This window comes from Streptomyces sp. PSU-S4-23 (genome assembly GCF_055632315.1).
Genome location: NZ_JBVMUU010000002.1, coordinates 1,635,566 through 1,657,755, shown reverse-complemented (window position 1 = coordinate 1,657,755; position 22,190 = coordinate 1,635,566). Strand labels below are relative to the sequence as shown.

Here is a 22,190-nt window from a genome sequence, read left to right as displayed (position 1 = left end):
TGCTCCCGCGCACCGCCCGGATCGGGCCGCCAGGACAGCGGCGGGATGCCACGCCCGGCACCCGGTCCGGTCCGTCGGCGGGTCCCGTCCGCTGCGGGCCGGGACCCGCCGCCGCGGCCGGCTTTTCCGTCCAGCCCTCCGTCCCTCGCGGGTCCCCCCGCGACCGTCGGGCCGGGCCGCTGCGTCGCCGCCGTCGCCGGGACCGCGCGCAGGCGGGCCGCTGTCGCCGGGAGCGGTCCGGCGCCCCGAACGGGTGACCCGCCACCGCCGCGAGGCCGGCACTGCTCCGCGGCGCACCGGCGGTACGGCACCGTCGGCGCGGGTGTCTCATCCGCCCGCGGGCGGCGGCGCGCGGTGGCCGGGCCACCCACGGCCGAGCGCTCCGCCGTTCCTCCGGCCTGCCGCACGCCGGGCGCAGCACGGTGGAACCCCCCTTACTGTGGGTGAAGGAGGACGACCGAGAGGGCGAGCGGCGATGACCGAGACGAACCGGCCGGAAACGGCCTCCGCGGGTGCGACGGAGGGCACGCAGACGCGCATCAGGCCCACCCGGCGGGGCGGCGGCCACCCGGCGACCCGGGGACGGACGACCATCGCCGACGGTGTGGTGGAGAAGATCGCCGGGCTCGCGGCGCGTGAGGTGCTCGGCGTGCATGCCCTGGGCAGCGGCCTCAGCCGTACCTTCGGCGCCGTGCGCGACCGGGTGCCCGGCGGCTCACGGGCCGCCGCCCGCGGGGTGAAGGCCGAGGTCGGCGAGGTGCAGACCGCGCTCGACCTGGAGATCGTCGTCGAGTACGGCGTGTCCATCGCCGACGTCGCCCGCGCCGTGCGCGAGAACGTCGTCGCGTCCGTCGAGCGCATGACGGGACTGGAGGTCGTCGAGGTCAACATCGCGGTCATCGACGTCAAGCTGCCGGAGGAAGAGGAGGAGCCGGAGCCGCGGCTCCAGTAACCGGACGAGGGAGAGGGCGAGGTGAGGAGCGCAGCATGAGCTTGGCCGTGATCGGCATGATCGCCGGAATGGCGCTGGGCTTCGCCGGGTACTTCGGCGGATTCGGTGCCTTCCTGCTGGTGGCCGCCCTCGGCGCCGTCGGCTTCGTCGTCGGCCGCTTCCTGGAGGGGGATCTGGACCTCGGAGACTTCTTCCGTCCCCGCGACGGCGGGCGGCGGTGACCCGTGCCCGGCTCCGCCGGTGAGCATCGGCAGACGGACCCGGCCGGACGGGCGGCCGCCGTCGCCGGGCCGGCCGTCGTCGTGCCGGCCGAGCGCGGCGCCACCCGGATCGCCGACCGGGTCGTCACCAAGGTCGCCGCACAGGCGGCACGGGAGGCACTCGGCCAGCTGCCCCCGGACGCCGCCTCGCCGCACGCCACGGTCGTCGTGCGATCCCCGGCCCCCGGCCCCCCGCGAGCGGGGGAGCCCCAGGCCGAAACGGCGAAAGTCCGCGTCGTCGTCGAACTCGACTACCCCTGCGACATCGGCGGCCGGTGCCGTGCGGTGCGTCGCCGGGTCGCCGAGCGGGTAGGCGCTCTGACGGGGATGGACGTGCACGAGGTGGCCGTCCGGGTGGAGCGGCTGCATCTCGCACCGGCACAGGGGAGGACGCAATGAGCGAGTCCCAGGGCCACGAGAGCACCCAGCGGCTCCCGGTCCTCGAAAAGACCGCGGACGGCGGACCCGGGCAGCTCTCGTCGGCGGCGGCCTACGGGGCGGCTCCCGGGGCGGACGGCGGGGGCCGCCGGTTCTGGTCCGTGCGGCGGGTTCCCGCGGGCGTCCTCGCGGTGCTCGTCCTGATCTCGGCCGGCCTCTTCCTGTACGACATCGCGGCCGTCCGCGCCCACCGGCCCGCCATGCGCTGGCGCCCGGCCCTCGCCCACCGGCTCGCCGGGCTTCCCCTCGACGACACCCGGGTGCTCGTCGGGGCGGGTGCGGTGACGGCACTCGGCCTGTGGTTGCTGGTGCTCGCCGCGGCCCCGGGACTGCGGCGTGTACTGCGGATGCGCCCGGCGCACCCGGACGTCCGGGCGGGGCTGCACCGTGAGGCCGCGGCCCTGGTGCTGCGCGACCGGGCCATGGAGGTCTCCGGGGTGCAGTCCGTGCGGATCCGTCTCGGGCGCACCCGCGCGGATGTGCGGGCGGTGTCGCACTTCCGGGAACTCGACGACGTACGCGCCGACCTGGACACCGTGCTCGCCGACGCCGTACGGGGCCTCGGGCTCGCCCGGCCGCCCGCGCTGTCGGTGCACGTGCGGCGGCCCGGGCGGAGGGGGTGAGCGCGGTGCTGCGGATCGTCAACCGGGTGCTGATCGGGCTGGCCGGAGCGGTGCTGCTCCTCCTCGGCGGTTCCGTGCTGGCCGTCGGCCTGGGCGCCGCACCGCCCTCGTGGTGGATCCACCGGGGGCCGCACGACGTCCTGCTGAGCGACGCCGAGCGCACCCGGTGGCGGGACCAGGGCTGGTGGTGGCCGGCGGTCCTGGCCGGGCTCGCCGTCCTCGTGCTGCTCGCGCTGTGGTGGCTGTCGGCGATCCTGCGCCGGCACCGGCTCGCGGAGATCCTCGTCGACACCGGCGACGGCGAGGGCGCCCTGTTGCGCGGCCGGGCCCTGGAGGACGTACTCGCCGGTGAGGCGGGGCGGTTGGACGGTGTCGAGCGGGCGCATGTGCTGCTGTGGGGGCGCCGCAGCGCGCCCGAGGCGAGGGTGCGGCTCCTGCTGGAACCGCACGTGGACCCCGGCGACGCGCTGCACCGCCTGACCACCGAGGCGCTCGCCCACGCCCGGGACTCCGCCGGGCTGGCCGCGCTGCCCGCGGAGGTGCGACTGCGCGCCGTCGGTCACCGGCCGGAGCGAGTGAGCTGACGCCCGCGCCACCGGTCCGCGTCGCCGATGCCTGTGACGCGCACCGGTCCGCGTCGCGGGTGCCCGTGCGCGCACCGGTCCGCGCCGCCGGTGTCCGTACGCGCACCGGCCCACGTCGGCGATGTCCGTACGCGCCACCGGCCCACCCTCCGATGCCCCTGCGCCGGCGTAGGCCCGGGTGTCAGAAGCCGTGGCGGGCGCCGCCGTCCACCGGCAGCATGATGCCCGTCAGGTACGACGCCGCGGGGGACAGCAGGAACGCCGCCGTGCGGCCGAACTCCTCCGGGGTGCCGTAGCGGCGCAGCGGGATGCGGGCCTCGGCGGCCGCGCGCGTCGCCTCCGGGTCGGCGGAGAGGGCGTCCAGCTCACGGACCCGGTCCGTGTCGATGCGGCCGGGGAGCAGCCCGACGACGCGGATGCCGCGCGGGCCCAGCTCGCTCGCGAGGGACTTGGCGAAGCCCGCGAGTCCGGGTCGCAGACCGTTGGAGATGGTCAGTCCCGGGATCGGCTCGTGCACGGAGCTGGACAGCACGAGGCCGATGACACCGCCCTCCGGCAGTTCCGCGGCGGCCGCGCGGGCGAGCCGGACCGCGCCGAGGAACACCGACTCGAAGGCGGCCGTCCACTGCTCGTCCGTGTTGTCGGCGACATGGCCGGGCGGCGGGCCGCCGACGCTGACGAGGACGCCGTCGAAGCCGCCGAAGTGCTCGCGCGCGGTGGCGATGAGCCGGGCCGGCGCCGCGGGGTCGGCGTTGTCGGCGACCACGCCCACCGCGTTCGCGCCCAGTCCGGCCGCGGCCTCGGCGGCCCGCTTCTCGTCCCGGCCCGTGACGACCACCTTCGCACCGTCGGCGACGAGTTCCCGCGCTGCCGCGTTGCCCAGCCCGCGCGTGGCGCCGGTGATGACGTACACGCGGTCCTTCAGTCCAAGATCCATGCCCCTTATCCTGCCGTCCCGCCCCCGAAAAGGTCGAGGGCGCCGGCCACCAGGCCGAGATGGCTGAACGCCTGCGGGAAGTTGCCGAGCAGACGGCCGGCGGCCGTGTCGTACTCCTCGGAGAGCAGGCCGACGTCGTTGCCGAGTCCCACCAGCCGTTCGAACAGCTCACGGGCCTCGTCCGTGCGGCCGGTGAGGTGCAGGGCGTCCGCGAGCCAGAACGAGCAGACGATGAAGGCGCCCTCCTTCCCGGGCAGCGAGTCCGCCGAGCCGTCCGTGGAGTACCGGCGCAGGAGGCCGTCGCACGCCAGTTCCGACCGCACCGCGTCGACGGTGCCGATGACGCGCGGATCGTCCGGCGGCAGGAAGCCGACGCGGGGGATCAGCAGCAGCGCGGCGTCGAGCCCGCGGGAACCGTAGTACTGCGTGAACGTGTTCCGCTCGGGGTCGAAGCCGCGCTCGCACACCTCCCGGTGCACCTCGTCGCGCATGGCCCGCCAGCGCTCCGGATCGCCTTCGAGCCCCGGGTCCTCCTCCAGGGCGCGGACGGCACGGTCGGCGGCCACCCAGGCCATGACCTTCGAGTGCACGAAGTGGCGGCGCGTGCCGCGCACCTCCCACACCCCCTCGTCCGGCTGCCGCCAGGCCGACCGCAGGAACTCCATCAGCGCGCACTGCACCTGCCACATGTGCGGTTTGACCGGCAGCCCCGAACTCCGCGCCAGCGAGAGCGAGTCGATGACCTCGCCGTACACGTCGAGCTGCAGCTGCTTCACGGCCTCGTTGCCGACCCGGACCGGGGCCGAGCCCTGGAAGCCGGGCAGCCAGGCCAGCTCGTACTCGGGCAGCCGGCGCTCGCCGGACAGGCCGTACATGACCTGCAGGTCCGCCGGGTCGCCGGCGACCGCGCGCAGCAGCCAGTCGCGCCACGCCTCCGCCTCCTCGTGGTAGCCGGCCGCCAGCAGCGCCTTCAGGGTGAGCGTCGAGTCGCGCAGCCAGCTGTAGCGGTAGTCCCAGTTGCGCACGCCGCCCGGCACCTCCGGGAGCGAGGTGGTGGGGGCGGCGATGATGCCCCCGGTGGGCGTGTAGGTGAGGGCCTTGAGGACGATCAGGGAACGCATGACGGCGTCCCGGTGCGGGCCGCGGTAACGGCACTGCGCCGCCCACGCCCGCCAGTCCGCGACGCTGCTGTCCAGCGCCTCGAACGGATCGATGAAGGGTGGACGCGGCTCGTGCGAGGGATGCCAGGTGAGGACGAAGGCGACCCTCTCGCCCCGCTCGACCGTGAACTCGCAGTGGGTGACGAAGTCCTTGCCCCAGGTGCGCACCCGGGGCAGGCTGCGCAGCCACACCGAGTCGGGACCCGCGACCGCCACGTGGTGGCCCTCGGCCCGGCGCATCCACGGCACGATCGAGCCGTAGTCGAACCGCAGCCGGATGCTGCCGCGCAGGGTGATGCGGCCGTCGAGGCCCTCGACGACGCGGACCAGGTCGGGGGCGCGGTCGCGCTGGGGCATGAAGTCGGTGAGGCGGACCCTGCCGTCCGGGGTGTCCCACTCGGAGTCCAGGACGAGGGTGTCGGGGCGGTAGGCGCGGCGGGTGCACGCGCCGGCGCCGTCGGGCGCGATCCTCCAGTGGCCGTGGTCCTCGGTGCCGAGCAGCCGGGCGAAGCAGGCGGCCGAGTCGAAGCGGGGCAGACACAGCCAGTCGATCGAGCCGTCACGGCCGACCAGCGCGGCCGTCTGCTGGTCGCCGATGAGCGCGTAGTCCTCGATGCGCGGGTGCACGGGGTGCGGGTTCCCGGCGAGCCGGGCGCCGAACCGGACACGAGGCGGCGGTGGCCCGGTCGGCGTACCCCCGTCAGGCTGTGGGCCGCCCGAGTACCCAGGACACGCCGGTGCCGCCGCAGGCGCGGGAGAAGATCACGCCGGGATCCGCCGGGGCCCGGTTGAGGACCCACAGTCCGATCAGCACGGCCAGGGTGAAGACGACCGCGATGAGCACGGCGAGGACGAGCCGGCGCCGGCGCTCGCGGCGCAGCCATTCGCCGCGTGCGGTGCGATAGGCGTCGGGGGCGGCCCGTACCCCGTCCGCCAACGCGGCGAGGGCCTCGCGCAGTTCCCGCTCGGTCCGGTCCGGGCTGGTGTCGTTCATCGCCGGGCCTCCATGGCCTGCGTCAGGGCGGCGATGCCGCGTGCCGTGTGGGTCTTGACGGAGCCGCAGGAGATCCCCATCGCCGCGGCGATCTGGCTCTCCTTCAACCCGAGCCAGTGCCGCAGCACCAGTGCCTCGCGCTGCCGGGCCGGCAGTTGCTGGAGGGCGTCGATCAGCACGCGCTGGTCGTCACGGAGGAGTGCGGTGCTCTCGGCCGAGGCGACGACGTCGTCGGCCGGCTTCTCGAGGTGTTCGAGGTGCTCGACGTGCCTGCGGGCGACCTGCAGATGGCGTATGCGCATACGGGTCAGATTGCAGACGGTGGAGCGCAGATACGCCTCCGCCGCCTCCGTGTCCCGCAGCCGCCGCCACCTCCGGTAGATCTGGTAGTACGCCTCGGCGACCACGTTCTCCGGGTCGTCCGCGCCGAGCAGCACGGCGAGGCGCAGCATGGAGGCGTAGTGCAGCTCGAACAGCCGGGCCAGGGCGGCCTCGCGTTCCAGCTCCGCCGGGTCGCCCACCGCGGGGGCGAGGGGCTCGGCGGGGCCTGCGGGCTGCGGGACGAGCGGCTCCTGCGGCAGCGTGGCGGGCGGGCTGTGTCTGCGTCTCACGGGTTGTTCGCTCCCGTCTCGGGGCGCCGCCTGGCGGTCAGGCGCGACGGTAGGTCGGTCGCGTCGGCGCCGCGCGGGACACCGAGGCGTTCGAGGGCCGCAGTCCCGGCCACGGCGACGGTCAGGTTCAGGAGCAGGGCCGCGAGCCCCGCGTAGATCTCCAGGGGCGGCTGTGCGGTGGTGAGGGGCACGATCGACGAGAATCCCTCCCGTACGACCAGGAACGTTCCTGCCGCCATGCCCACGCCCCATCCGGCGAGCAGGGCCCGAGGGTGCAGCCACCCGGTGAACAGCCCCACGGCCACCGCCGGGAAGATCTGCAGGACCCAGACCCCGCCGAGCAGCTGGAGGTTGATGGCGTCCTGGTCGCGCAGCCCGAACACGAATGCCACCGCGCCCACCTTCGCGGTGAGGGACACCGCTTTGGCGATGCGCACCTGCCGCTTGGGCGTGGCCGTCGGGTGGACGTACTCGACGTAGACGTTCCGTACGAAGCTCGTGGCGGCCGCGATGGACATCACGGCCGCCGGGACCAGCGCCCCCACGGTGATCGCGCCGAACACCAGCCCGGCCAGCGGCCCCGGCATCAGCCGGTCGACCAGCATGGGCACGGCGGCCTCGGCCCCGCCCTTCGGGGCCCGGACGCCCGTCGCGAGGGCCGCGACCCCCAGGAAGCCGAAGAGCGCGAGGAGCCCGGTCCAGGCGGGAAGCGCCACGCAGACCTTGCGCAGGGTGCGCGGACCGTCGGCGGCGAACGCGGCGGTGAGCACGTGCGGGTACATCAGCAGGGCCAGCGCGGAGCCGAGGGCGAGGGTGGCGTAGGCCGGCTGCTGGGCGGGGGAGAGGAGCAGCGGGGAGTGCGCGGCGTCCGTCCCGCCGAGCCGCCGTGCCGCGCCGTCGAAGACCGGACCGGGGCCGGCGAGCCGGTGCAGGACCAGCCAGCAGACGGCGGTCAGTGAGACGAACACGGCCACCGCCTTGAGCGCGGAGATGACGGCGGGCGCCCGCAGGCCGTGCCGGTACGTCGCCACCGCGAGCCCCGCGAAGAGCGCCACCATCACCAGGTCGCCGACCGCGCCCCGCGGGTAGACACCGCCGGCCGTCAGCACCGCCCGGATGCCGAGCAGCTGCAGGGCCAGGTAGGGCATGGTCGCGAGGATCCCGGTCAGCGCGACCACCAGGGCCAGGGGCGGTGACCCGTACCGGCCGCGCACGAAGTCGGCGGCGGTGACGTAGCCGTGCCGGCGGGCCACGGACCACAGGCGGGACAGCAGCACGAACGCGAGCGGGGAGACGATCACGGTGTACGGCACCGCGAAGAAGGCGGGCGCGCCGGTGCCGTAGGCGAGTCCGGGTACGGCGGCGAACGTGTACGCGGTGAAGACCGTCCCGCCGAGCAGCATCCAGGTCCACACGGGGCCGAGGCTCCGGTCGGCGAGGGCCCAGCCGTCCAGGGAGGGCAGCCGGTCGTTCGGGCGCAGCCGGCGTGCGGTGACGGCGAGCAGCGACGCTCCGCCGGTCACGGCGAGGAACGTCGCTGTCATGGCGCTGTCGGCCATGGGTCACCGTCCTTGGTGTGCGTATGCCCTCACGGGGGAGTTGCGCGAGTGGCCGGTTCGGAGGACGGAAAACGGCGGGAAATCTGCTGGAAATCCGCTGTCCACCATTTCCGGCGGGTGCGCAACTCTTGCACAGACCGACAGCGAGTGGGAAAGGAGTCCAGGTCATGGCAGGGACCGGTCGTCACTGCGCCCTCCGGGCCGCGGCCGCCGTCCTCGTCCTCCTTCTTCCCACGCCTGCCGAGGGCCCGTTGCCGGCCCGGCACGAGCGGGGCCGCCGCGGCGGCCCCTGATCCCGGGCCGAGCCCCGGCTGCCGTACCCCCGTGACCCGCGTCATCCCCGACCCGAGGAGCCATCATGCCCACATCAGTCATGCCCGATTCCGGGCACCCCGGCCCCCGGACGTCCCCAGGGCGGCCCCGTATGTCGCCCCGGGCGATCCTCGGGTGGGCCGCCGTCTCGCTGGTCGGCGCGGCCGCCTGGGGGGTCCTCGCGCTGGCCCGCGGCGAGAACGTCTCCGCGGTCTGGCTGGTGGTGGCGGCGCTCGGGTCGTATGCCATCGCCTACCGCTTCTACTCCCGCTTCATCGCGCGCCGCGTACTGAAGCCGGACGACCGCCGCGCCACCCCCGCCGAGCGGCTGGAGGACGGCGTCGACTTCCAGCCGACCGACCGCCGGGTCCTGCTCGGCCACCACTTCGCGGCGATCGCCGGCGCCGGGCCGCTGGTCGGGCCCGTGCTCGCGGCCCAGATGGGGTACCTGCCCGGCACCCTGTGGATCGTCGCCGGAGTGATCTTCGCGGGCGCGGTGCAGGACATGGTCGTGCTGTTCCTGTCCATGCGGCGCGACGGCAAGTCGCTCGGCCAGATGGCCCGTGACGAGATCGGCCGGGTGGGCGGCGCGGCCGCGCTGATCGCCGTGTTCGCCATCATGATCATCCTGCTGGGCGTGCTGGCCCTGGTCGTGGTCAACGCCCTCGCCCACTCGCCGTGGGGCACCTTCTCCGTCGCCATGACCGTCCCCATCGCGCTGTTCATGGGCTTCTGGCTGCACGTCATCCGTCCTGGCCGGGTCGTCGAGACCAGCGTCATCGGGGTGGCGCTGCTGCTGCTCGCGATCGTCGGCGGCAGCTGGATCCAGGACTCCTCGCTGGCCGACACGTTCACGCTGAGCCCGACGACGCTGGTCTTCTGCCTGGTCGGATACGGTTTCGTCGCCTCCGTGCTGCCGGTGTGGATGCTGCTCGCGCCGCGCGACTACCTGTCCACCTTCATGAAGATGGGCACCATCGGGCTGCTCGCGATCGGCGTCGTGGCCGCCGCGCCCGTGCTGCGCCAGGACGCGGTCAGCCACTTCGCCACCTCGGGCACCGGACCCGTCTTCGCCGGCTCCCTGTTCCCGTTCCTCTTCATCACCATCGCGTGCGGCGCCCTGTCCGGCTTCCACGCGCTGGTCGCCTCCGGTACGACTCCGAAGCTGATCCAGAAGGAGTCCCAGGTCCGGATGATCGGCTACGGCGCGATGCTCATGGAGTCGTTCGTGGCGATCATGGCGCTGATCGCCGCGGCCACCCTCGAACCCGGCCTGTACTACGCGATGAACGCACCCGCCGGACTGCTCGGCGCGACGGCCGAGTCCGCCTCGCACGCGGTGGCGGGCCTCGGCTTCACCATCACCCCCGACCAGCTGACCCAGGCGGCCAAGGCCGTCGAGGAACAGACGCTGATCGCCCGCACCGGCGGGGCGCCGACCCTCGCCGTCGGCATGTCGGAGATCTTCTCCGGGGTCTTCGGCGGCAGTGGGATGAAGGCGTTCTGGTACCACTTCGCCATCATGTTCGAGGCGCTGTTCATCCTGACGACGGTCGACGCGGGCACCCGCGTGGGACGCTTCATGCTCCAGGACATGCTCGGCAACGTCTGGAAGCCGCTCGGCCGGGTCAACTGGAAGCCGGGCATCTGGCTGTGCAGCGGCCTCGTCGTGGCCGCCTGGGGATACTTCCTCTACACCGGGGCCACCGACCCGCTCGGCGGGATCAACCAGCTCTTCCCGCTCTTCGGCATCGCCAACCAGCTGCTCGCCGCGATCGCCCTCGCCGTGTCCACCACCATCCTCGTCAAGTCCGGACGGCTGCGCTGGGCCTGGGTCACCGGTGTCCCGCTGGCCTGGGTGGTCGCGATCACCTTCACCGCCGGCTGGCAGAAGATCTTCTCCGACGACCCGAAGATCGGCTTCTTCGCCCAGCGTGCGCGGTACGTCGACGGCATCGAGGCCGGTACGGTCCTGCCGCCCGCCAAGACCCTCGACGACATGCACACCGTGGTCACCAACTCCACCGTCGACGGTGTGCTGATCGCGCTGTTCCTGCTGCTGGTCGCCGTCGTGATCGGCAACGCCGCGGTGGTGTGCGTCCGGACGCTGCGCTCCCCGGTGCCGCCGCCGACCACCGAGGCGCCGTACGTCGAGTCCCGTATCGACGTGCCCGAGCAGGCCGGCGACCCGCTGGTGGGGGCACCCTCATGAGCGCCCGGACGTGGGCGCGGGCCGTGCGCTGGTACCTGCGCGAACTGACGGGGGAGGCGGAGTACGACCGGTACTGCGAACACCACCGGCGCCGCCATCCGCACACGCCGGTGCCGACCCGCCGCGAGTACGAGGTGCTGCGCACACGGCACCGCGAGACCCATCCGCAAAGCCGCTGCTGCTGACGCGCGCGGCACCGAACGCGGCGAGGGCGCGCCGCACCGGCAGAACGCCGACACACCCACCCCGCCCGCCCGGCCTGCTCGGCGTCTGCCCGGCCGGCGTCCGGCTCGCTCGGCACCTGCTCGGCTGGGCGCCGTTCGGTGTGGCGTCCGGCCTGCCCGGTGCCTGCTCGGCCGGCGTCCGGCTTGGTCGGCGTTCGGCTTGGTCGGTGTCTGCCCGGCTGGGCGCCGTTCGGTGTGGCGTCCGGCCTGCCCGGTGCCTGCCCGGCCGGCGTCCGGCTTGGTCGGTCTCTGCCCGGCTGGGCGCCGTCCGGTGTGGCGTCCGGCCGGTCGGCGTCCGCACCGGCGCTGCCGACGGCGCTCACGCCGTGGCCGGAGCCGGCTCCTCGCTCGGCCGCTTCGCCGCCGCGGCGCGGTCGCGGGCCTCCCGGCGGGCCAGGACGGCCCAGCCGACCGGGACGCCCGCCGAGAACAGCCACCACTGGATGGCGTAGGCCAGGTGCGGCCCGATGTCGCCGTGCTCGGGGTCGGGCAGCAGCTCGGGGCTGCCGCCCTTGGGGGCGGGCGAGGCCAGCTCGACATAGCCGCCGAGGACCTGCCTGCCGCCGAGGCGCTCGGCCTCCTGCCTGCTGTCGATCAGCATGACCTGGCGGTCCGGCAGGCCCCGCACGTTCTTGATACCGCTGTCCGCGGTCGTCTCGTCCGGCATCAGCCGGCCCGTGATGGTGACCTCGCCCGACGCGGGCGCCGGGATCCTGGGGAACGCGGTCTGTGTGGTGTCCGCGGGGACCCAGCCGCGGTTGACCGTGAGCACCTTGCCGTCGTCGAGGACGAAGGGGGTCAGCACGTGATAGCCGACCTCGCCGTCCGCGTTGGTGCGGCGGCGCACCACGACCTCGTGTGCGGTGTCGAAGGTCCCCTTGGCCGTGACCCGCCGGTACAGGTCCCGGTGCGCGACCGTCACCCCGGGGGAGGTGAGCGACTCGGCGGGCACCGGCTTCGCCGCGAGCGAGTCGGCGATCACCTTGTTCAGCGCGACCCTGTGCTCGTGCCGGTGCAGCTGCCAGAAGCCCAGCTCGATCATCGTCGGGATGAGGGCGAGGGCGACAAGGGTGAGGATCACCCACTGCCGGGACAACAGGAAGCGGTACACCCCACGACCGTACCTCTCGGGACGTGGGGCGCCCGCACAGGGGCTCCTCAGGCGTGGTCGACGATTCCCACCTTTCCCTCCGCCCGGGAGCAGTGCGCCCCGCAGTAGAAGTGGCCGTCGACCTCGACACCCTGCCCGATGATCTGGACGCGACAGTGTTCGCAGATGGGTGCCATCCGGTGGATGGCGCAGGAGAAACAGTCGAAGACGTGCACCGAGCCCTGCGCGTGCACCTCGAAGGTCATTCCGTAGTCATTGCCACATACTTCACATCTCGCCATGCGCCACAGGGTGGGCCGTCGGCGCGGCGCGGGCGAGCGGGCGCCGGGCGAGTCGCGCGGCAATCACCCGTACGTCGGTCAACCGCCGTCCTTCACTCCTTCGAGGCGGGCGCCGCGCCCCCTGCCGCGGGCTCGACGTCGCGCAGCAACTGCCCGAACGCCGCCTCGTCCACCACCGGCGTCCCGTACTGCCGCGCCTTGACCACCTTGGAGGTGCCCGAGTCCGGATCGTTGGTGACGAGGAGACTGGTCAGCCGGGACAGGCTCGTCGCGACGTGCAGCCCGGCCTCGACCGCCCGGTCCTCCAGCAGCTCGCGGTCGACGGACGTGTCGCCGGAGAACGCGACCCGCATGCCCTGCTTGAGGCGCTTGCCCTCTTCGTACCTCCCCGGGTTGGGGTAGGGGCAGGCGGGCCGCTTGCGGGAGGGACGCCAACTGCCCGGACGGTAGGTCCGGGAGGACTGCCGGCCGATCGCCGGGGAGGCGGACCACTCGACCAGCGGGCGGCACTCCAGCAGCGGCAGCCGCAGACCCCCGCGCGCCGCCGCGTGCAGACTCGGCCGGAACGCCTCGGCCAGCACACGCGCGTCGTCCAGCGCGTGGTGGGCCCGCCGCTGGACGACGCCGAAGTGCGCGGCCAGCGTCTCCAGCTTGTGGTTGGCCAGTGGCAGGCCCAGCTCCTTGGAGAGCGCGATGGTGCACAGCCGCTGGCGGACCGGCGCCTCGCTCTGCGCGCGCGCGTACTCCCGGGCGATCATCGACCAGTCGAAGACCGCGTTGTGCGCGACGAGGACACGGCCATCGAGTCGGGCGGCGAACTCCCCGGCGACGTCCCGGAACAGCGGCGCCCCTTCCAGCGCCTCACTCGTCAGACCGTGGATCCACACGGGGCCCGGGTCGCGCTCCGGGTTGACCAGCGTGTACCAGTGGTCCTCGACCTCGCCGCGCGCGTCCAGCCGGTAGACGGCGGCCGAGATGATCCGGTCGTCCCGGGCCAGGCCGGTGGTCTCCACGTCGACGACCGCGTACCCCTCCGGGTACGCGGCCGGCCAGGCGGCCGGGGCCGCTGCGGTCGTACGGTCTTCGAGCATGGTCACTGAGGATACGGGCCGCGTCTGACACTCCCGCGCGCACCCGCACCCGGGAGCCGGGCCGCGTCACGCTCGCGCCAGGGCGCGCGCAACCGGGCCGTGCGCCGCGGGAGTTCACCGCCCGCCCGGACGCCGCCCCGTCGGCCGCCCGTCCGGGACGGACGCCCGTGGGGCTTTCGGTACCTCCGTCCGCCGGTCGTCCGCCGGCCGTTCGCCGGGCGCGTCCGCTGACGCCGGCAGGGATCGCGTCAACGCCTCCACGGAGGTGACGAACAGCCGTTCCAGGTCCGGCGGACCGGCCAGCGCCTGGGCCAGCGCGGGATCGTCCCCGGCGGACGCCGCGTTCCACAGCTCCTGCTCGCCGGGGTGCTGCGCGGGGGCGCGCTCGCGGTTGCGCTCGACCAGGACGTGGCCGACGACCTGGAACTGCACGGCCCGTACGAGGTCCGCGGCCCCGGCGCCGCGCAGTCCGGCCGCGTGCGCCTCGCGTACCAGGGCCTGCTGGGCGGGCAGGAACATGCGCTCCGTCAGGCCCCGTTCGTGGACCATCGCGATGAGGTGGGGGCGGTCGAGCAGCTGCCGGCGCAGGGCCCGCGCGACGGACACGATCCGCTGTGCGGGCGTGCGCCCCGACGGCCGGATCTCGCCCAGGTCGGCGACCGTCCGCTCGACGAGCGCGTCGAGCAGGGACTCACGGTTGCCGACGTGCCAGTAGATCGATGTGACGGCGGTACCCAGCCGGGCCGCGAGCCCGCGCATGGTGAGCGATTCCGGACCGTGCCGCCTCACCAGGTCCGCGGCGGCGTCCAGGACCTCGTCCCGCGTGAGTGCCGCTCTCGCCATGATCCCCCCGAGGTCCGCCCGTGCAGCCCTGTTTACCCCGCACGAGGAGTGCTGTAACTGTGTTACAGGTGACGGCCCATCAGGAGAAGGGCGGTACGACATGCCACGAGTGCGCTACGGCGCCCGCACCGAGGCGGAGATCGCCGCGGCACGCACCGCACGGGCGGAACTCCCCGACATCTGGTCCACGGGCGTGGTGGCCGTCTGGGAGAGCGACCCTGACGCGGTGGCGGCGGTGCTGCCGCCACCGCTCGAACCCACCGGGCGGCCCCTGGTACGGGTGAACATCAGCACGGTCGAGCTGCCGGGATACCCGCTGGGCGCGGGCTCCTTCGCGGTCGCCGCGGCGCACGGCGGCGTCGGGGGCTGGTACCCGCTGGTCATGCCGATGACCCACGAGCGGGCCCTGACCGGCGGCCGTGAGGTCTTCGGGGAGCCGAAGAAGCTCGGCGAGGTGACGGTCGAGCGCGACGGCCCCGCCGTCCGTGCCTCGCTGGCCCGGCACGGCGTCGCGTTCGTGGAGGTGCGCGGCACGGTGAGCGGTGACCTGCCGGTGCCCGAACCCCGCCCGAAGACCGACTTCTACTTCAAGTTCCTCCCGGCGGTGGACGGTTCCGGCTTCGACGCCGGCCCCGTCCTCGTGCACTGCGTACGCCGCGAGACGGTGCGCAGGCTGGAACGGATCACCGGGGACGTCGTCCTGCGCGAGTCGGCGTACGACCCCGTCGCGGACCTCCCCGTGCGCCGGCTCGTCGAGATCACCATCGGCGAGAAGACCAGCGACCAGCGCGGCACGGTCGTCGAACGGGTCCCCGCCGAGGCCCTGCTGCCCTACGTCCACCAGCGCTACGACGACCCGCAGCAGGTACACGACGGACCGCCCGAAGGGAGCGTGTGATGGAGCTGAACGCCGGACAGGTCGCCGTCGTCACCGGCGCGGCGAGCGGCATCGGCCTGGCGATGGCGCGGCGGTTCGCCGCCGAGGGGCTGCGGGTCGTCCTCGCGGACGTGGAGGAGGGCGCCCTGGAGAAGGCGGCGTCCCTGCTGCGCGAGGAGGGCGGCACCGTGCACGCGCGCGTGGTCGACGTCGGGGAGCGCGCCGAGGTGCTGGCCCTCGCCGACGACGTGTACGAGCGGTTCGGCGCCGTCCATGTGCTCTGCAACAACGCGGGCGTCGGCTCGGGCGCCGAGGGCCGCATGTGGGAGCACGACCCGAACGACTGGGCGTGGGCCTTCGCGGTGAACGTGTGGGGCGTCTTCCACGGCGTCCAGGCGTTCGTACCGCGGATGCTCGCGGGCGGGCAGGCCGGTCACGTCGTCAACACCTCGTCGGGCGACGGCGGCATCGCGCCGCTGCCCACCGCGTCCGTGTACGCCGTCACCAAGGCGGCCGTCGTGACGATGACCGAGTCCCTGTACGCGCACCTGAGGGCCGAGCACGCGCGCGTGGGCGCCTCCGTGCTCTTCCCGGGCCCGCACATGCTGCGCACCGGACTGTGGGAGTCGCACCGCAACCGGCCCGCCCGGTACGCCAAGCAGAAGCCCCGCAGGACCCCGTACCGCAGCCTCGCCCAGTGGGAGTCCGCCATGAGGGCGGCGGGGCACGAGGTGCGGTTCACACCCGTCGAGGAGGTCGCCGGGCTGGTCGTGGACGGCATCCGCGCGGACCGCTTCTGGCTGCTGCCCGACAGCGAGCACAGCGACGCACAGATCCGGGCGCGGGCGCGCTCCATGCTCGACCGCGCGAACCCGTCGTACCTCGAACGCTTCATCCTGGACTGACAGGGGGCCGCCGTGACCGACCACGACCCGTACCTGATCATCTCCTCCGACTGCCACGCCGGGCTGCCCACCGAGGAGTACCGGCCCTACCTGGAGACCCGTTTCCACCGGGACTTCGACGAGTTCCTCGCGGGGCGCGACCGCCGCCGCGAGGAGATGACCCGGCTCGGCATCCGCAACGAGGAGTTCGCCGCCCGGTGGTTCCAGGACAACGAGGAGGGGCTGCGCGGAGGATGGGACACCGCGCAGCGCCTCAAGGAACTGGACGGCGACGGGGTGGCCGCCGAGGTGGTGTTCCCCGACGCCGACGCGGTGGACAGCCGGACGGCCGCGCCCTTCGGCGTGGGCCTCGGCCTCTCCGGCGACCAGGACCCCGAGCTGGGCATGGCGGGCGCGCAGGCGCACAACCGCTGGCTCGCGGACTTCGTCTCCGAGCACCCCGAGCGGCACTGCGGGGTGGCCCTGCTGCCCGTCACGGCGGATACCGGCCGCGTGGTCGCGGAGGTCCACCGGGCCAAGGAGTCGGGCCTGGGAGCGCTGATGATCCCCGCCATGTGGGTCGGCAAGGAGCCCTACCACGACCGCCGTTACGACCCGGTGTGGGCGGCGGCGGCCGAGTGCGGGATGCCCGTCCTCACCCACTCGGGGGCCGCACCGCGGCACGAGTACGGAGACCACCTGGGCATCTACGTCTCCGAAGTCACCTGGTGGCCGGCGCGCCCGCTCTGGTTCCTGCTGTGGTCCGGGGTCTTCGAACGGCACCCGGGGCTGAGGTTCGGCGTGGCGGAGTCGGGCTGCTGGTGGCTGCCGAACCTGCTCTGGTTCATGGACCGCCTCTACCTGGGCGCGCACGGCGGCAAGAAGCTCTCCCCCTTCGCCGAGCTGAAGCGGCCGCCCCACGAGTACCTGGACCGGCAGGTCTTCGTCTGCGCGACCAACACCAAACGGCGCGAACTGGCCCAGCGGTACGAGATCGGCGTGGACAACATCCTCTGGGGCAGCGACTTCCCGCACCCCGAGGGCACCTGGCCCGACACGCGCGCCTGGCTGAGGCGCACCTTCCACGACATCCCGGTGGGCGAGACGCGCCGCATGCTCGGGCTGGCGGCGGCGGAGGTCTTCGGCTTCGACGTGGAGCGGCTGACCCCGCTGGCCCGGCGCATCGGCCCGACCCCGGCGGACCTCGGCCAGAGCGACGACCAGGCCGCCGTGGAGGCGTCGTGGGCCCGCTCGCGCGAGGTGGGCCGCCACTGGCTGACCGGCGAGGACTTCCCGGCCCTGGGGGCGACCCCGTGAACGAGCGGTACACCGTGATCTCCGCGGACTGCCACGCGGGCGCGGACCTCCTGGACTACCGGCCCTACCTGGAGTCGCGGTACCACGACGACTTCGACGCGTGGGCGGCCTCGTACACCAACCCGTACGAGGACCTGCTCGCCGACACCGCCGACCGGAACTGGAACTCGGACCGGCGCCTCGCGGAGCTGGAGGCGGACGGGATCGTCGCGGAGGTCGTCTTCCCGAACACCATCCCGCCGTTCTTCCCGTCCGGCTCGCTGATGGCCCCGACACCCACGCGGGAGGAGTTCGAGCGGCGCTGGGCGGGCCTGCGGGCGCACAACCGCTGGCTGGCGGACTTCTGCTCGGCGGCCCCCGGCCGCCGGGCGGGCGTCTTCCAGATCCTCCTCAACGACGTCGAGGAGGCGGTGAGGGAGATCCGGTGGGCGGTGGCGGCGGGCCTGCGCGGCGGTCTGCTGCTCCCCGGCACGCCGCCGGGCTCGGGCCTGCCCGAACTCCACTCCCGTGCCTACGACCCGATCTGGGCGGTGTGCGAGGAACTGGACGTACCCGTCAACCACCACGCGGGATCGGCGTCGCCGCCCCTGGGGGACGAGCCGGCCGCACGGGCGGTCTTCATGGTCGAGACGACGTGGTTCTCCCACCGCGCCCTGTGGCACCTGGTCTTCGGTGGGGCCTTCCACCGTCATCCCGGGCTGAAACTGGTGCTGACCGAGCAGGGCTCGGGCTGGATCCCCGGCGTGCTCGACATGCTGGACTACTACCACGGCCGGCTGGTCGCGGCGGGCGCGAAGGCGTCGACGGCGGAGTCGAAGTTCGGCGCCGGCCTGGCGGCTTCGATGGGCAAGGGCCCTTCGGAGGTGTGGCGCTCCAACTGCTTCGTCGGCGCGAGCTTCATGCGTCCGCACGAGGTGCCGCTGCGCGACCGCATCGGCCTCGACAAGATCATGTGGGGGAGCGACTACCCGCACGACGAGGGGACCCATCCCTACACACGGGAGGCCCTCAGAGCCGCCTACGCCGGTGTGCCGCGTGCGGAGGTGGCGGCGATGGTCGGCGGCAACGCGGCCCGGCTGTACGGCTTCGACCCGGCCCTCCTGGACCCGATCGCCGCCAGGGTGGGCCCCACGGTGGCGGGGACCGCCGAACCCCTGACCGAGCCGCCGGGGGACGCGACGAGTCCCGTGTTCGCCCGGGGAGGCCGGGTACGGGTCTGGTGACGGGCGACGCGCCGGCCCGGGCCCGGCCGCCGGGCCCGGCCGCCGGGGTCGGTGCGCCGGAGGGCGCACCCGGGATGCCATCCTCACCCTGTGACGAAACCCATGCACCCCGAGCCCCACGGCGGCGATCTCGGCACCCGGCTGAACTGGCTGCGGGCCGCGGTCCTCGGCGCCAACGACGGCATCGTCTCCACCGCGGGCCTCGTGGTCGGCGTCGCGGGCGCGACGACGGACCGCTCGGCCCTGCTGACGGCGGGTCTGGCCGGGCTGCTGGCCGGATCCATGTCCATGGCGGCCGGCGAGTACGTCTCGGTCTCCACCCAGCGCGACTCGGAGAAGGCGGCGCTGGCCCTGGAGAGATGGGAGCTGAGGGAGCAGCCGGAGGCGGAGCTGGAGGAGCTGACCCAGCTGCTCCGGGAGCGCGGCCTGTCGCGGGAGGTGGCCCGCGAGGCGGCGGTCCAGCTCACGGAGCGGGACGCGCTGCGCGCCCACGCGCGCGTGGAACTCGGCATCAACCCCGACGAGCTGACCAACCCGTGGCACGCGGCGTGGGCGAGCTTCCTGGCGTTCACGGTGGGCGCCCTGCTGCCGCTGCTGGCGATCGTGCTGCCCCCGACGGGCTGGCGGATCCCGGTGACCGTGGTGTCCGTCCTGGCCGCGCTCGTGGTCACCGGCTGGACCAGCGCGCGCCTGGGAGCGGCCGAGCCGGGGCGGGCCGTGCTGCGGAACGTGGCCGGCGGGGCGCTGGCGATGGCGGTGACGTACGCGGCGGGCGCGCTGCTGGGCGCGACCGGGGTATAGCCGCGGCCCGGCCGTGGCCCGGCTGAGGTCCGGCTGAGGTCCGGCCGAGGTTTGGCTGAGGTCCGGCCGTCCATGGGCGGAGACCACCGAACGCGCCCCCGCCCCGCCCATACTTGTCGGTAACAACCTCTAGCCGCCGCCGACCGGCGGCCCTACGGTTCATCCATGCCGAACCTGCCCGATGTCGTGCTGTGGTCGATACCCGCCTTCGTGCTGCTCACCGTGATCGAGGCGGTGAGCTACCGGATCCATCCCGACGAGGACGCGGAGGGATACGACGCCAGGGACGCCGCGACCAGCATCGGCATGGGGCTCGGCAGCCTCTTCTTCGACTTCCTGTGGAAGATCCCGATCGTCCTGGTCTACGACGCGGTCTACGGGCTCACGCCGCTGCGCGTGCCCGTGCTGTGGTGGACGGTCCCGCTGATGCTTCTCGGGCAGGACTTCTTCTATTACTGGTCCCACCGCGGGCACCACGTCATCCGGATCCTGTGGGCATGCCACGTCGTGCACCACTCCAGCCGGAAGTTCAACCTGAGCACCGCGCTGCGCCAGCCCTGGACGTCCCTCACCGGCTGGCCCTTCTACCTCCCCCTGGTCGCCCTCGGCGTGCACCCGGCCGCGCTGGCGTTCTGCTCCTCCACGAGCCTCGTCTACCAGTTCTGGATCCACACCGAGCGCATCGACAGGATGCCCCGGTGGTTCGAGGCCGTCTTCAACACGCCGTCGCACCACCGGGTGCACCACGCGTCCCAAGGCGGTTACCTGGACCGCAACTTCGGCGGCATCCTCATCGTCTGGGACCGGCTCTTCGGATCCTTCGTCCCCGAGACGGAGCGGCCGGTGTACGGGCTCACCAAGAACATCACCACGCACAACCCGCTGAGGGTCGCCACGCACGAGTACGTGGCCATCGCCAAGGACGTCAGGGCGGCGCGCGGTTGGCGGGAGCGGGCCGGGCGGGTGTTCCGCGGGCCCGGCTGGGAACCGGCACCGGCCGCGGCCGTGGCCGCGTCCGCGGCCACAGCCGTCGCCACGGCACCGGCCGTCGAGGAGCCTGCCGCATGAGCCCCCTGCGCGAGCGCCTCGCGCGCGTGCCGCTCCTCGCGTTCGGGGTGGCCGCCGCCGTCGACCTCGGGTCCCTGGCCGCCGGCTACCACCCGGGGCACGTCCTGGCCAAGCCCCTCCTGATGCCCCTGCTCGTCCTCCACGCGCGCGTGCGCGGCGGCCCGCGCCTCCTGATCGCGGCCCTGCTCCTCGGGTGGGGCGGCGACCTCCTGCTGATGTCCCACGCCGACGCCGCCTTCCTCGCGGGCATGGCCTCCTTCGCCGCGGGGCACGTCTGCTATCTCCTCCTCTTCCGGCGGTACGGCGCGCCGGGCCCGCAGCGCGCACGGCTCGCCGCCGCCTACGGCGTCGCCCTCGTCGTCCTCGTCGCCCTGCTGTGGCCCGGACTCCCGGCCGGTCTGCGCGTCCCCGTCGCCGGCTACAGCCTGCTGCTGACCGCCATGGCGTACGGCGCCACCCGGCTCGGCCCCGTCGCCGGCGCGGGCGGTGCGCTGTTCATGCTCTCCGACACCCTCATCGCCACCGGCGTCGCCGACTGGCCGCAGCTCCCGCGACCGGACTTCTGGGTCATGGCCACCTACGCCGCCGCGCAGACGCTGCTGGTCCGGGGCGCCCTCGACGGGCGACGGGAACCGGCGACGGGAGCCGGCGACGGCGTACGGCGCGGCGAGCCCGTCCACCGCCTGACGGGGCGGTGAGAGGCCGGACGGCAGCGCCGAGCCCCGGGAGCCGGTCGTCGACGCGCCCGCCAACCGCGCATCAGGACCAGCGGATCGGCAGCGGCAGCGCCGTCAGCAGCCCCGACACCGCGACGACCAGGGACAGCGCCGCCACCTCCGCGCGCGCCGGGGAACAGGCGCTGAGCGGATCGGCGGCACGCCGAAGCCGCCGGCGCGCCATCAGGGCGAGCGCGGCGACGACGGCCACGAGCAGCAGTTTGGCCAGCAGGGCGCGGCCGTACGCCGTCGTCGTGAGCTGGCCGAGGACCGTGTCGGTCGGCATCCGGCGCAGCGAACTCCACACCCCCGTCGCGGTGATCGCGGCCAGCAGCACGGCCGCCACGCGCGCGTAGAGTCCCAGCAGCGCGGCGCCCGCCCCGGGGACGGCACGCCAGCGCCGCACCGTCCGCAGCACGGCCGGCAGACCCCCCGCCCACAGGGCCGCGCAGGTCAGGTGAACGAACGTCAGGACCGAGCCGGTCAGTGCACCGTGCTCCGTCGTGGGATGGGCGCGCAGCGCCTCCGCGACGACCACCGCGGCCGGCGGCCACAGCCGCAGGGACGGCCGGCGCGAGCGGGCGCACACCCCCGCCACCAGGAAGGCGTTGACCTCCAGGAGGGCCAGCGAGCCGTCCCTGGTGCGGTACAGCCCCCCGAGGTCGATCTGGTCGAGCCGGTCCGGGACCAGGTTGCCGGTGGCCACGACCGAGGCGAGCGCCAGCGCGGCCGCGAAACCCGCGGCGGCCGCCCAGGTCGCCGGGCTGCGCGGCGCACCGGCCCCGGGCGCGTCCGGCACCCGGCGGACCAGCCGGGCGCAGAGGAACTCGCCCGCCGGCACGCACAGCGCCGCGAACAGGACCGTGCGCAGCAGGCCCGTGCCGCCGGCCCCGGGTGCGGCCGCCTCGCCCGTGTCCCGCAGTGCCGCCGAGGGACCGAGCAGGGGTATCAGGGCGGCGGCGGTCACGAGGGCGAGGACGGCGGTGGCGCGCCGGGCCGACGGGCGCGGGAGGGCGGGGGAGAGCGGCGCGGGCACGGACGCCGCGCCGGCGCCCCCGCCGCCGGCTTCGGCCGGAGGTCGGATCGGGCTCACCCCAGGATCGTCACCAGTC

25 protein-coding genes are annotated in these 22,190 nt (G+C 74.1%); 15 read left to right on the top strand and 10 right to left on the bottom strand.

The annotated features are described in order from the left end of the window. Positions 1-475 precede the first annotated feature (475 nt). Genes ACZ79I_RS08360 through amaP form a run of 5 tightly spaced genes read left to right on the top strand, consistent with a single transcriptional unit; the run spans position 476 to position 2,857 of the window. Entirely contained in the window at positions 476-952 is a 477-nt protein-coding gene (locus tag ACZ79I_RS08360) for an Asp23/Gls24 family envelope stress response protein (RefSeq protein WP_471495629.1), read from the top strand. Between the two features lie 35 nt (positions 953-987). Continuing rightward, positions 988-1,173 carry a hypothetical protein gene (locus tag ACZ79I_RS08355; RefSeq protein WP_471495627.1) on the top strand — a complete coding sequence of 62 codons (186 nt, stop codon included), beginning with the start codon at positions 988-990 and terminating at the stop codon, positions 1,171-1,173. 3 nt (positions 1,174-1,176) lie between these two features. After that, the gene (locus tag ACZ79I_RS08350; protein WP_471495625.1) at positions 1,177-1,611 is read left to right on the top strand and encodes an Asp23/Gls24 family envelope stress response protein; all 435 of its coding nucleotides are present in this window, start codon (positions 1,177-1,179) and stop codon (positions 1,609-1,611) included. Continuing rightward, a complete protein-coding gene (locus ACZ79I_RS08345; protein WP_471495623.1) occupies positions 1,608-2,273 on the top strand; it encodes a DUF6286 domain-containing protein in 666 nt (221 codons plus the stop codon). Before ACZ79I_RS08350 ends, ACZ79I_RS08345 begins: the two co-directional genes overlap by 4 nt. Then, the gene (gene amaP, locus ACZ79I_RS08340) at positions 2,270-2,857 is read left to right on the top strand and encodes an alkaline shock response membrane anchor protein AmaP (protein WP_471495622.1); all 588 of its coding nucleotides are present in this window, start codon (positions 2,270-2,272) and stop codon (positions 2,855-2,857) included. Before ACZ79I_RS08345 ends, amaP begins: the two co-directional genes overlap by 4 nt. 181 nt (positions 2,858-3,038) lie before the next feature. On the opposite strand, the gene ACZ79I_RS08335 is transcribed toward amaP, so the two are convergent. The 5 genes from ACZ79I_RS08335 to ACZ79I_RS08315 all read right to left on the bottom strand — a co-directional run bounded on the left by ACZ79I_RS08335 (position 3,039) and on the right by ACZ79I_RS08315 (position 8,118). Then, on the bottom strand, positions 3,039-3,794 hold the full coding sequence (locus ACZ79I_RS08335; protein ID WP_471495620.1) for an SDR family oxidoreductase: 756 nt from the start codon (positions 3,792-3,794) through the stop codon (positions 3,039-3,041). Positions 3,795-3,799: 5 nt separating this feature from the next. After that, positions 3,800-5,581: a glycoside hydrolase family 15 protein gene (locus ACZ79I_RS08330; protein WP_471495618.1), complete on the bottom strand. Its 1,782-nt coding sequence runs from the start codon at positions 5,579-5,581 to the stop codon at positions 3,800-3,802. A gap of 73 nt (positions 5,582-5,654) precedes the next feature. Further along, positions 5,655-5,948 carry a hypothetical protein gene (locus ACZ79I_RS08325; RefSeq protein ID WP_471495616.1) on the bottom strand — a complete coding sequence of 98 codons (294 nt, stop codon included), beginning with the start codon at positions 5,946-5,948 and terminating at the stop codon, positions 5,655-5,657. Then, a complete protein-coding gene (locus tag ACZ79I_RS08320) occupies positions 5,945-6,559 on the bottom strand; it encodes an RNA polymerase sigma factor (RefSeq protein ID WP_471495614.1) in 615 nt (204 codons plus the stop codon). The genes ACZ79I_RS08325 and ACZ79I_RS08320 overlap by 4 nt, the downstream gene beginning before the upstream one ends. Beyond that, a complete protein-coding gene (locus ACZ79I_RS08315; protein ID WP_471495613.1) occupies positions 6,556-8,118 on the bottom strand; it encodes a sodium:solute symporter family protein in 1,563 nt (520 codons plus the stop codon). Before ACZ79I_RS08315 ends, ACZ79I_RS08320 begins: the two co-directional genes overlap by 4 nt. Before the next feature lie 167 nt (positions 8,119-8,285). On the opposite strand from ACZ79I_RS08315, the gene ACZ79I_RS08310 reads away from it, so the two are divergent. From ACZ79I_RS08310 to ACZ79I_RS08300, 3 genes are all read left to right on the top strand, one after another. Then, positions 8,286-8,411 carry a hypothetical protein gene (locus ACZ79I_RS08310; protein ID WP_471495611.1) on the top strand — a complete coding sequence of 42 codons (126 nt, stop codon included), beginning with the start codon at positions 8,286-8,288 and terminating at the stop codon, positions 8,409-8,411. A gap of 65 nt (positions 8,412-8,476) precedes the next feature. Further along, entirely contained in the window at positions 8,477-10,642 is a 2,166-nt protein-coding gene (locus tag ACZ79I_RS08305) for a carbon starvation CstA family protein (protein WP_471495610.1), read from the top strand. Next, positions 10,639-10,827 carry a YbdD/YjiX family protein gene (locus ACZ79I_RS08300; RefSeq protein WP_471495608.1) on the top strand — a complete coding sequence of 63 codons (189 nt, stop codon included), beginning with the start codon at positions 10,639-10,641 and terminating at the stop codon, positions 10,825-10,827. Before ACZ79I_RS08305 ends, ACZ79I_RS08300 begins: the two co-directional genes overlap by 4 nt. Positions 10,828-11,185: 358 nt before the next feature. Here ACZ79I_RS08300 and ACZ79I_RS08295 read toward each other — a convergent pair whose 3' ends face one another. The 4 genes from ACZ79I_RS08295 to ACZ79I_RS08280 all read right to left on the bottom strand — a co-directional run bounded on the left by ACZ79I_RS08295 (position 11,186) and on the right by ACZ79I_RS08280 (position 14,192). After that, positions 11,186-11,977 carry an SURF1 family cytochrome oxidase biogenesis protein gene (locus tag ACZ79I_RS08295; protein ID WP_471495607.1) on the bottom strand — a complete coding sequence of 264 codons (792 nt, stop codon included), beginning with the start codon at positions 11,975-11,977 and terminating at the stop codon, positions 11,186-11,188. Positions 11,978-12,024: 47 nt separating this feature from the next. After that, a complete protein-coding gene (locus ACZ79I_RS08290) occupies positions 12,025-12,258 on the bottom strand; it encodes a hypothetical protein (protein ID WP_471495605.1) in 234 nt (77 codons plus the stop codon). Between the two features lie 92 nt (positions 12,259-12,350). Then, positions 12,351-13,349, bottom strand: coding sequence for a DEDDh family exonuclease (locus tag ACZ79I_RS08285; protein ID WP_471495604.1), 999 nt, complete (start codon positions 13,347-13,349; stop codon positions 12,351-12,353). A gap of 114 nt (positions 13,350-13,463) precedes the next feature. After that, positions 13,464-14,192 (bottom strand): TetR/AcrR family transcriptional regulator, encoded by a 729-nt coding sequence (locus ACZ79I_RS08280; RefSeq protein ID WP_471495602.1) that lies wholly within the window; start codon positions 14,190-14,192, stop codon positions 13,464-13,466. A gap of 100 nt (positions 14,193-14,292) precedes the next feature. Between ACZ79I_RS08280 and ACZ79I_RS08275 the strand changes: the two genes are divergently transcribed. The 7 genes from ACZ79I_RS08275 (at position 14,293) to ACZ79I_RS08245 (ending at position 21,060) form a co-directional block, all read left to right on the top strand. After that, positions 14,293-15,090 (top strand): acetoacetate decarboxylase family protein, encoded by a 798-nt coding sequence (locus ACZ79I_RS08275; protein ID WP_471495601.1) that lies wholly within the window; start codon positions 14,293-14,295, stop codon positions 15,088-15,090. Next, complete coding sequence (locus tag ACZ79I_RS08270) at positions 15,090-15,974, top strand: SDR family NAD(P)-dependent oxidoreductase (protein ID WP_471495599.1); 885 nt, start codon at positions 15,090-15,092, stop codon at positions 15,972-15,974. The genes ACZ79I_RS08275 and ACZ79I_RS08270 overlap by 1 nt, the downstream gene beginning before the upstream one ends. 12 nt (positions 15,975-15,986) lie before the next feature. Then, positions 15,987-17,270: an amidohydrolase family protein gene (locus ACZ79I_RS08265; protein ID WP_471495598.1), complete on the top strand. Its 1,284-nt coding sequence runs from the start codon at positions 15,987-15,989 to the stop codon at positions 17,268-17,270. After that, positions 17,267-18,493 (top strand): amidohydrolase family protein, encoded by a 1,227-nt coding sequence (locus tag ACZ79I_RS08260; RefSeq protein ID WP_471495596.1) that lies wholly within the window; start codon positions 17,267-17,269, stop codon positions 18,491-18,493. Before ACZ79I_RS08265 ends, ACZ79I_RS08260 begins: the two co-directional genes overlap by 4 nt. Before the next feature lie 90 nt (positions 18,494-18,583). Further along, complete coding sequence (locus ACZ79I_RS08255) at positions 18,584-19,294, top strand: VIT1/CCC1 transporter family protein (RefSeq protein ID WP_471495594.1); 711 nt, start codon at positions 18,584-18,586, stop codon at positions 19,292-19,294. Between the two features lie 165 nt (positions 19,295-19,459). Further along, positions 19,460-20,362: a sterol desaturase family protein gene (locus ACZ79I_RS08250; RefSeq protein ID WP_471495592.1), complete on the top strand. Its 903-nt coding sequence runs from the start codon at positions 19,460-19,462 to the stop codon at positions 20,360-20,362. Further along, the gene (locus ACZ79I_RS08245) at positions 20,359-21,060 is read left to right on the top strand and encodes a lysoplasmalogenase (protein ID WP_471495590.1); all 702 of its coding nucleotides are present in this window, start codon (positions 20,359-20,361) and stop codon (positions 21,058-21,060) included. The genes ACZ79I_RS08250 and ACZ79I_RS08245 overlap by 4 nt, the downstream gene beginning before the upstream one ends. 61 nt (positions 21,061-21,121) lie before the next feature. Here ACZ79I_RS08245 and ACZ79I_RS08240 read toward each other — a convergent pair whose 3' ends face one another. Beyond that, entirely contained in the window at positions 21,122-22,171 is a 1,050-nt protein-coding gene (locus ACZ79I_RS08240) for a CopD family protein (RefSeq protein WP_471495588.1), read from the bottom strand. Positions 22,172-22,190 lie beyond the last annotated feature (19 nt).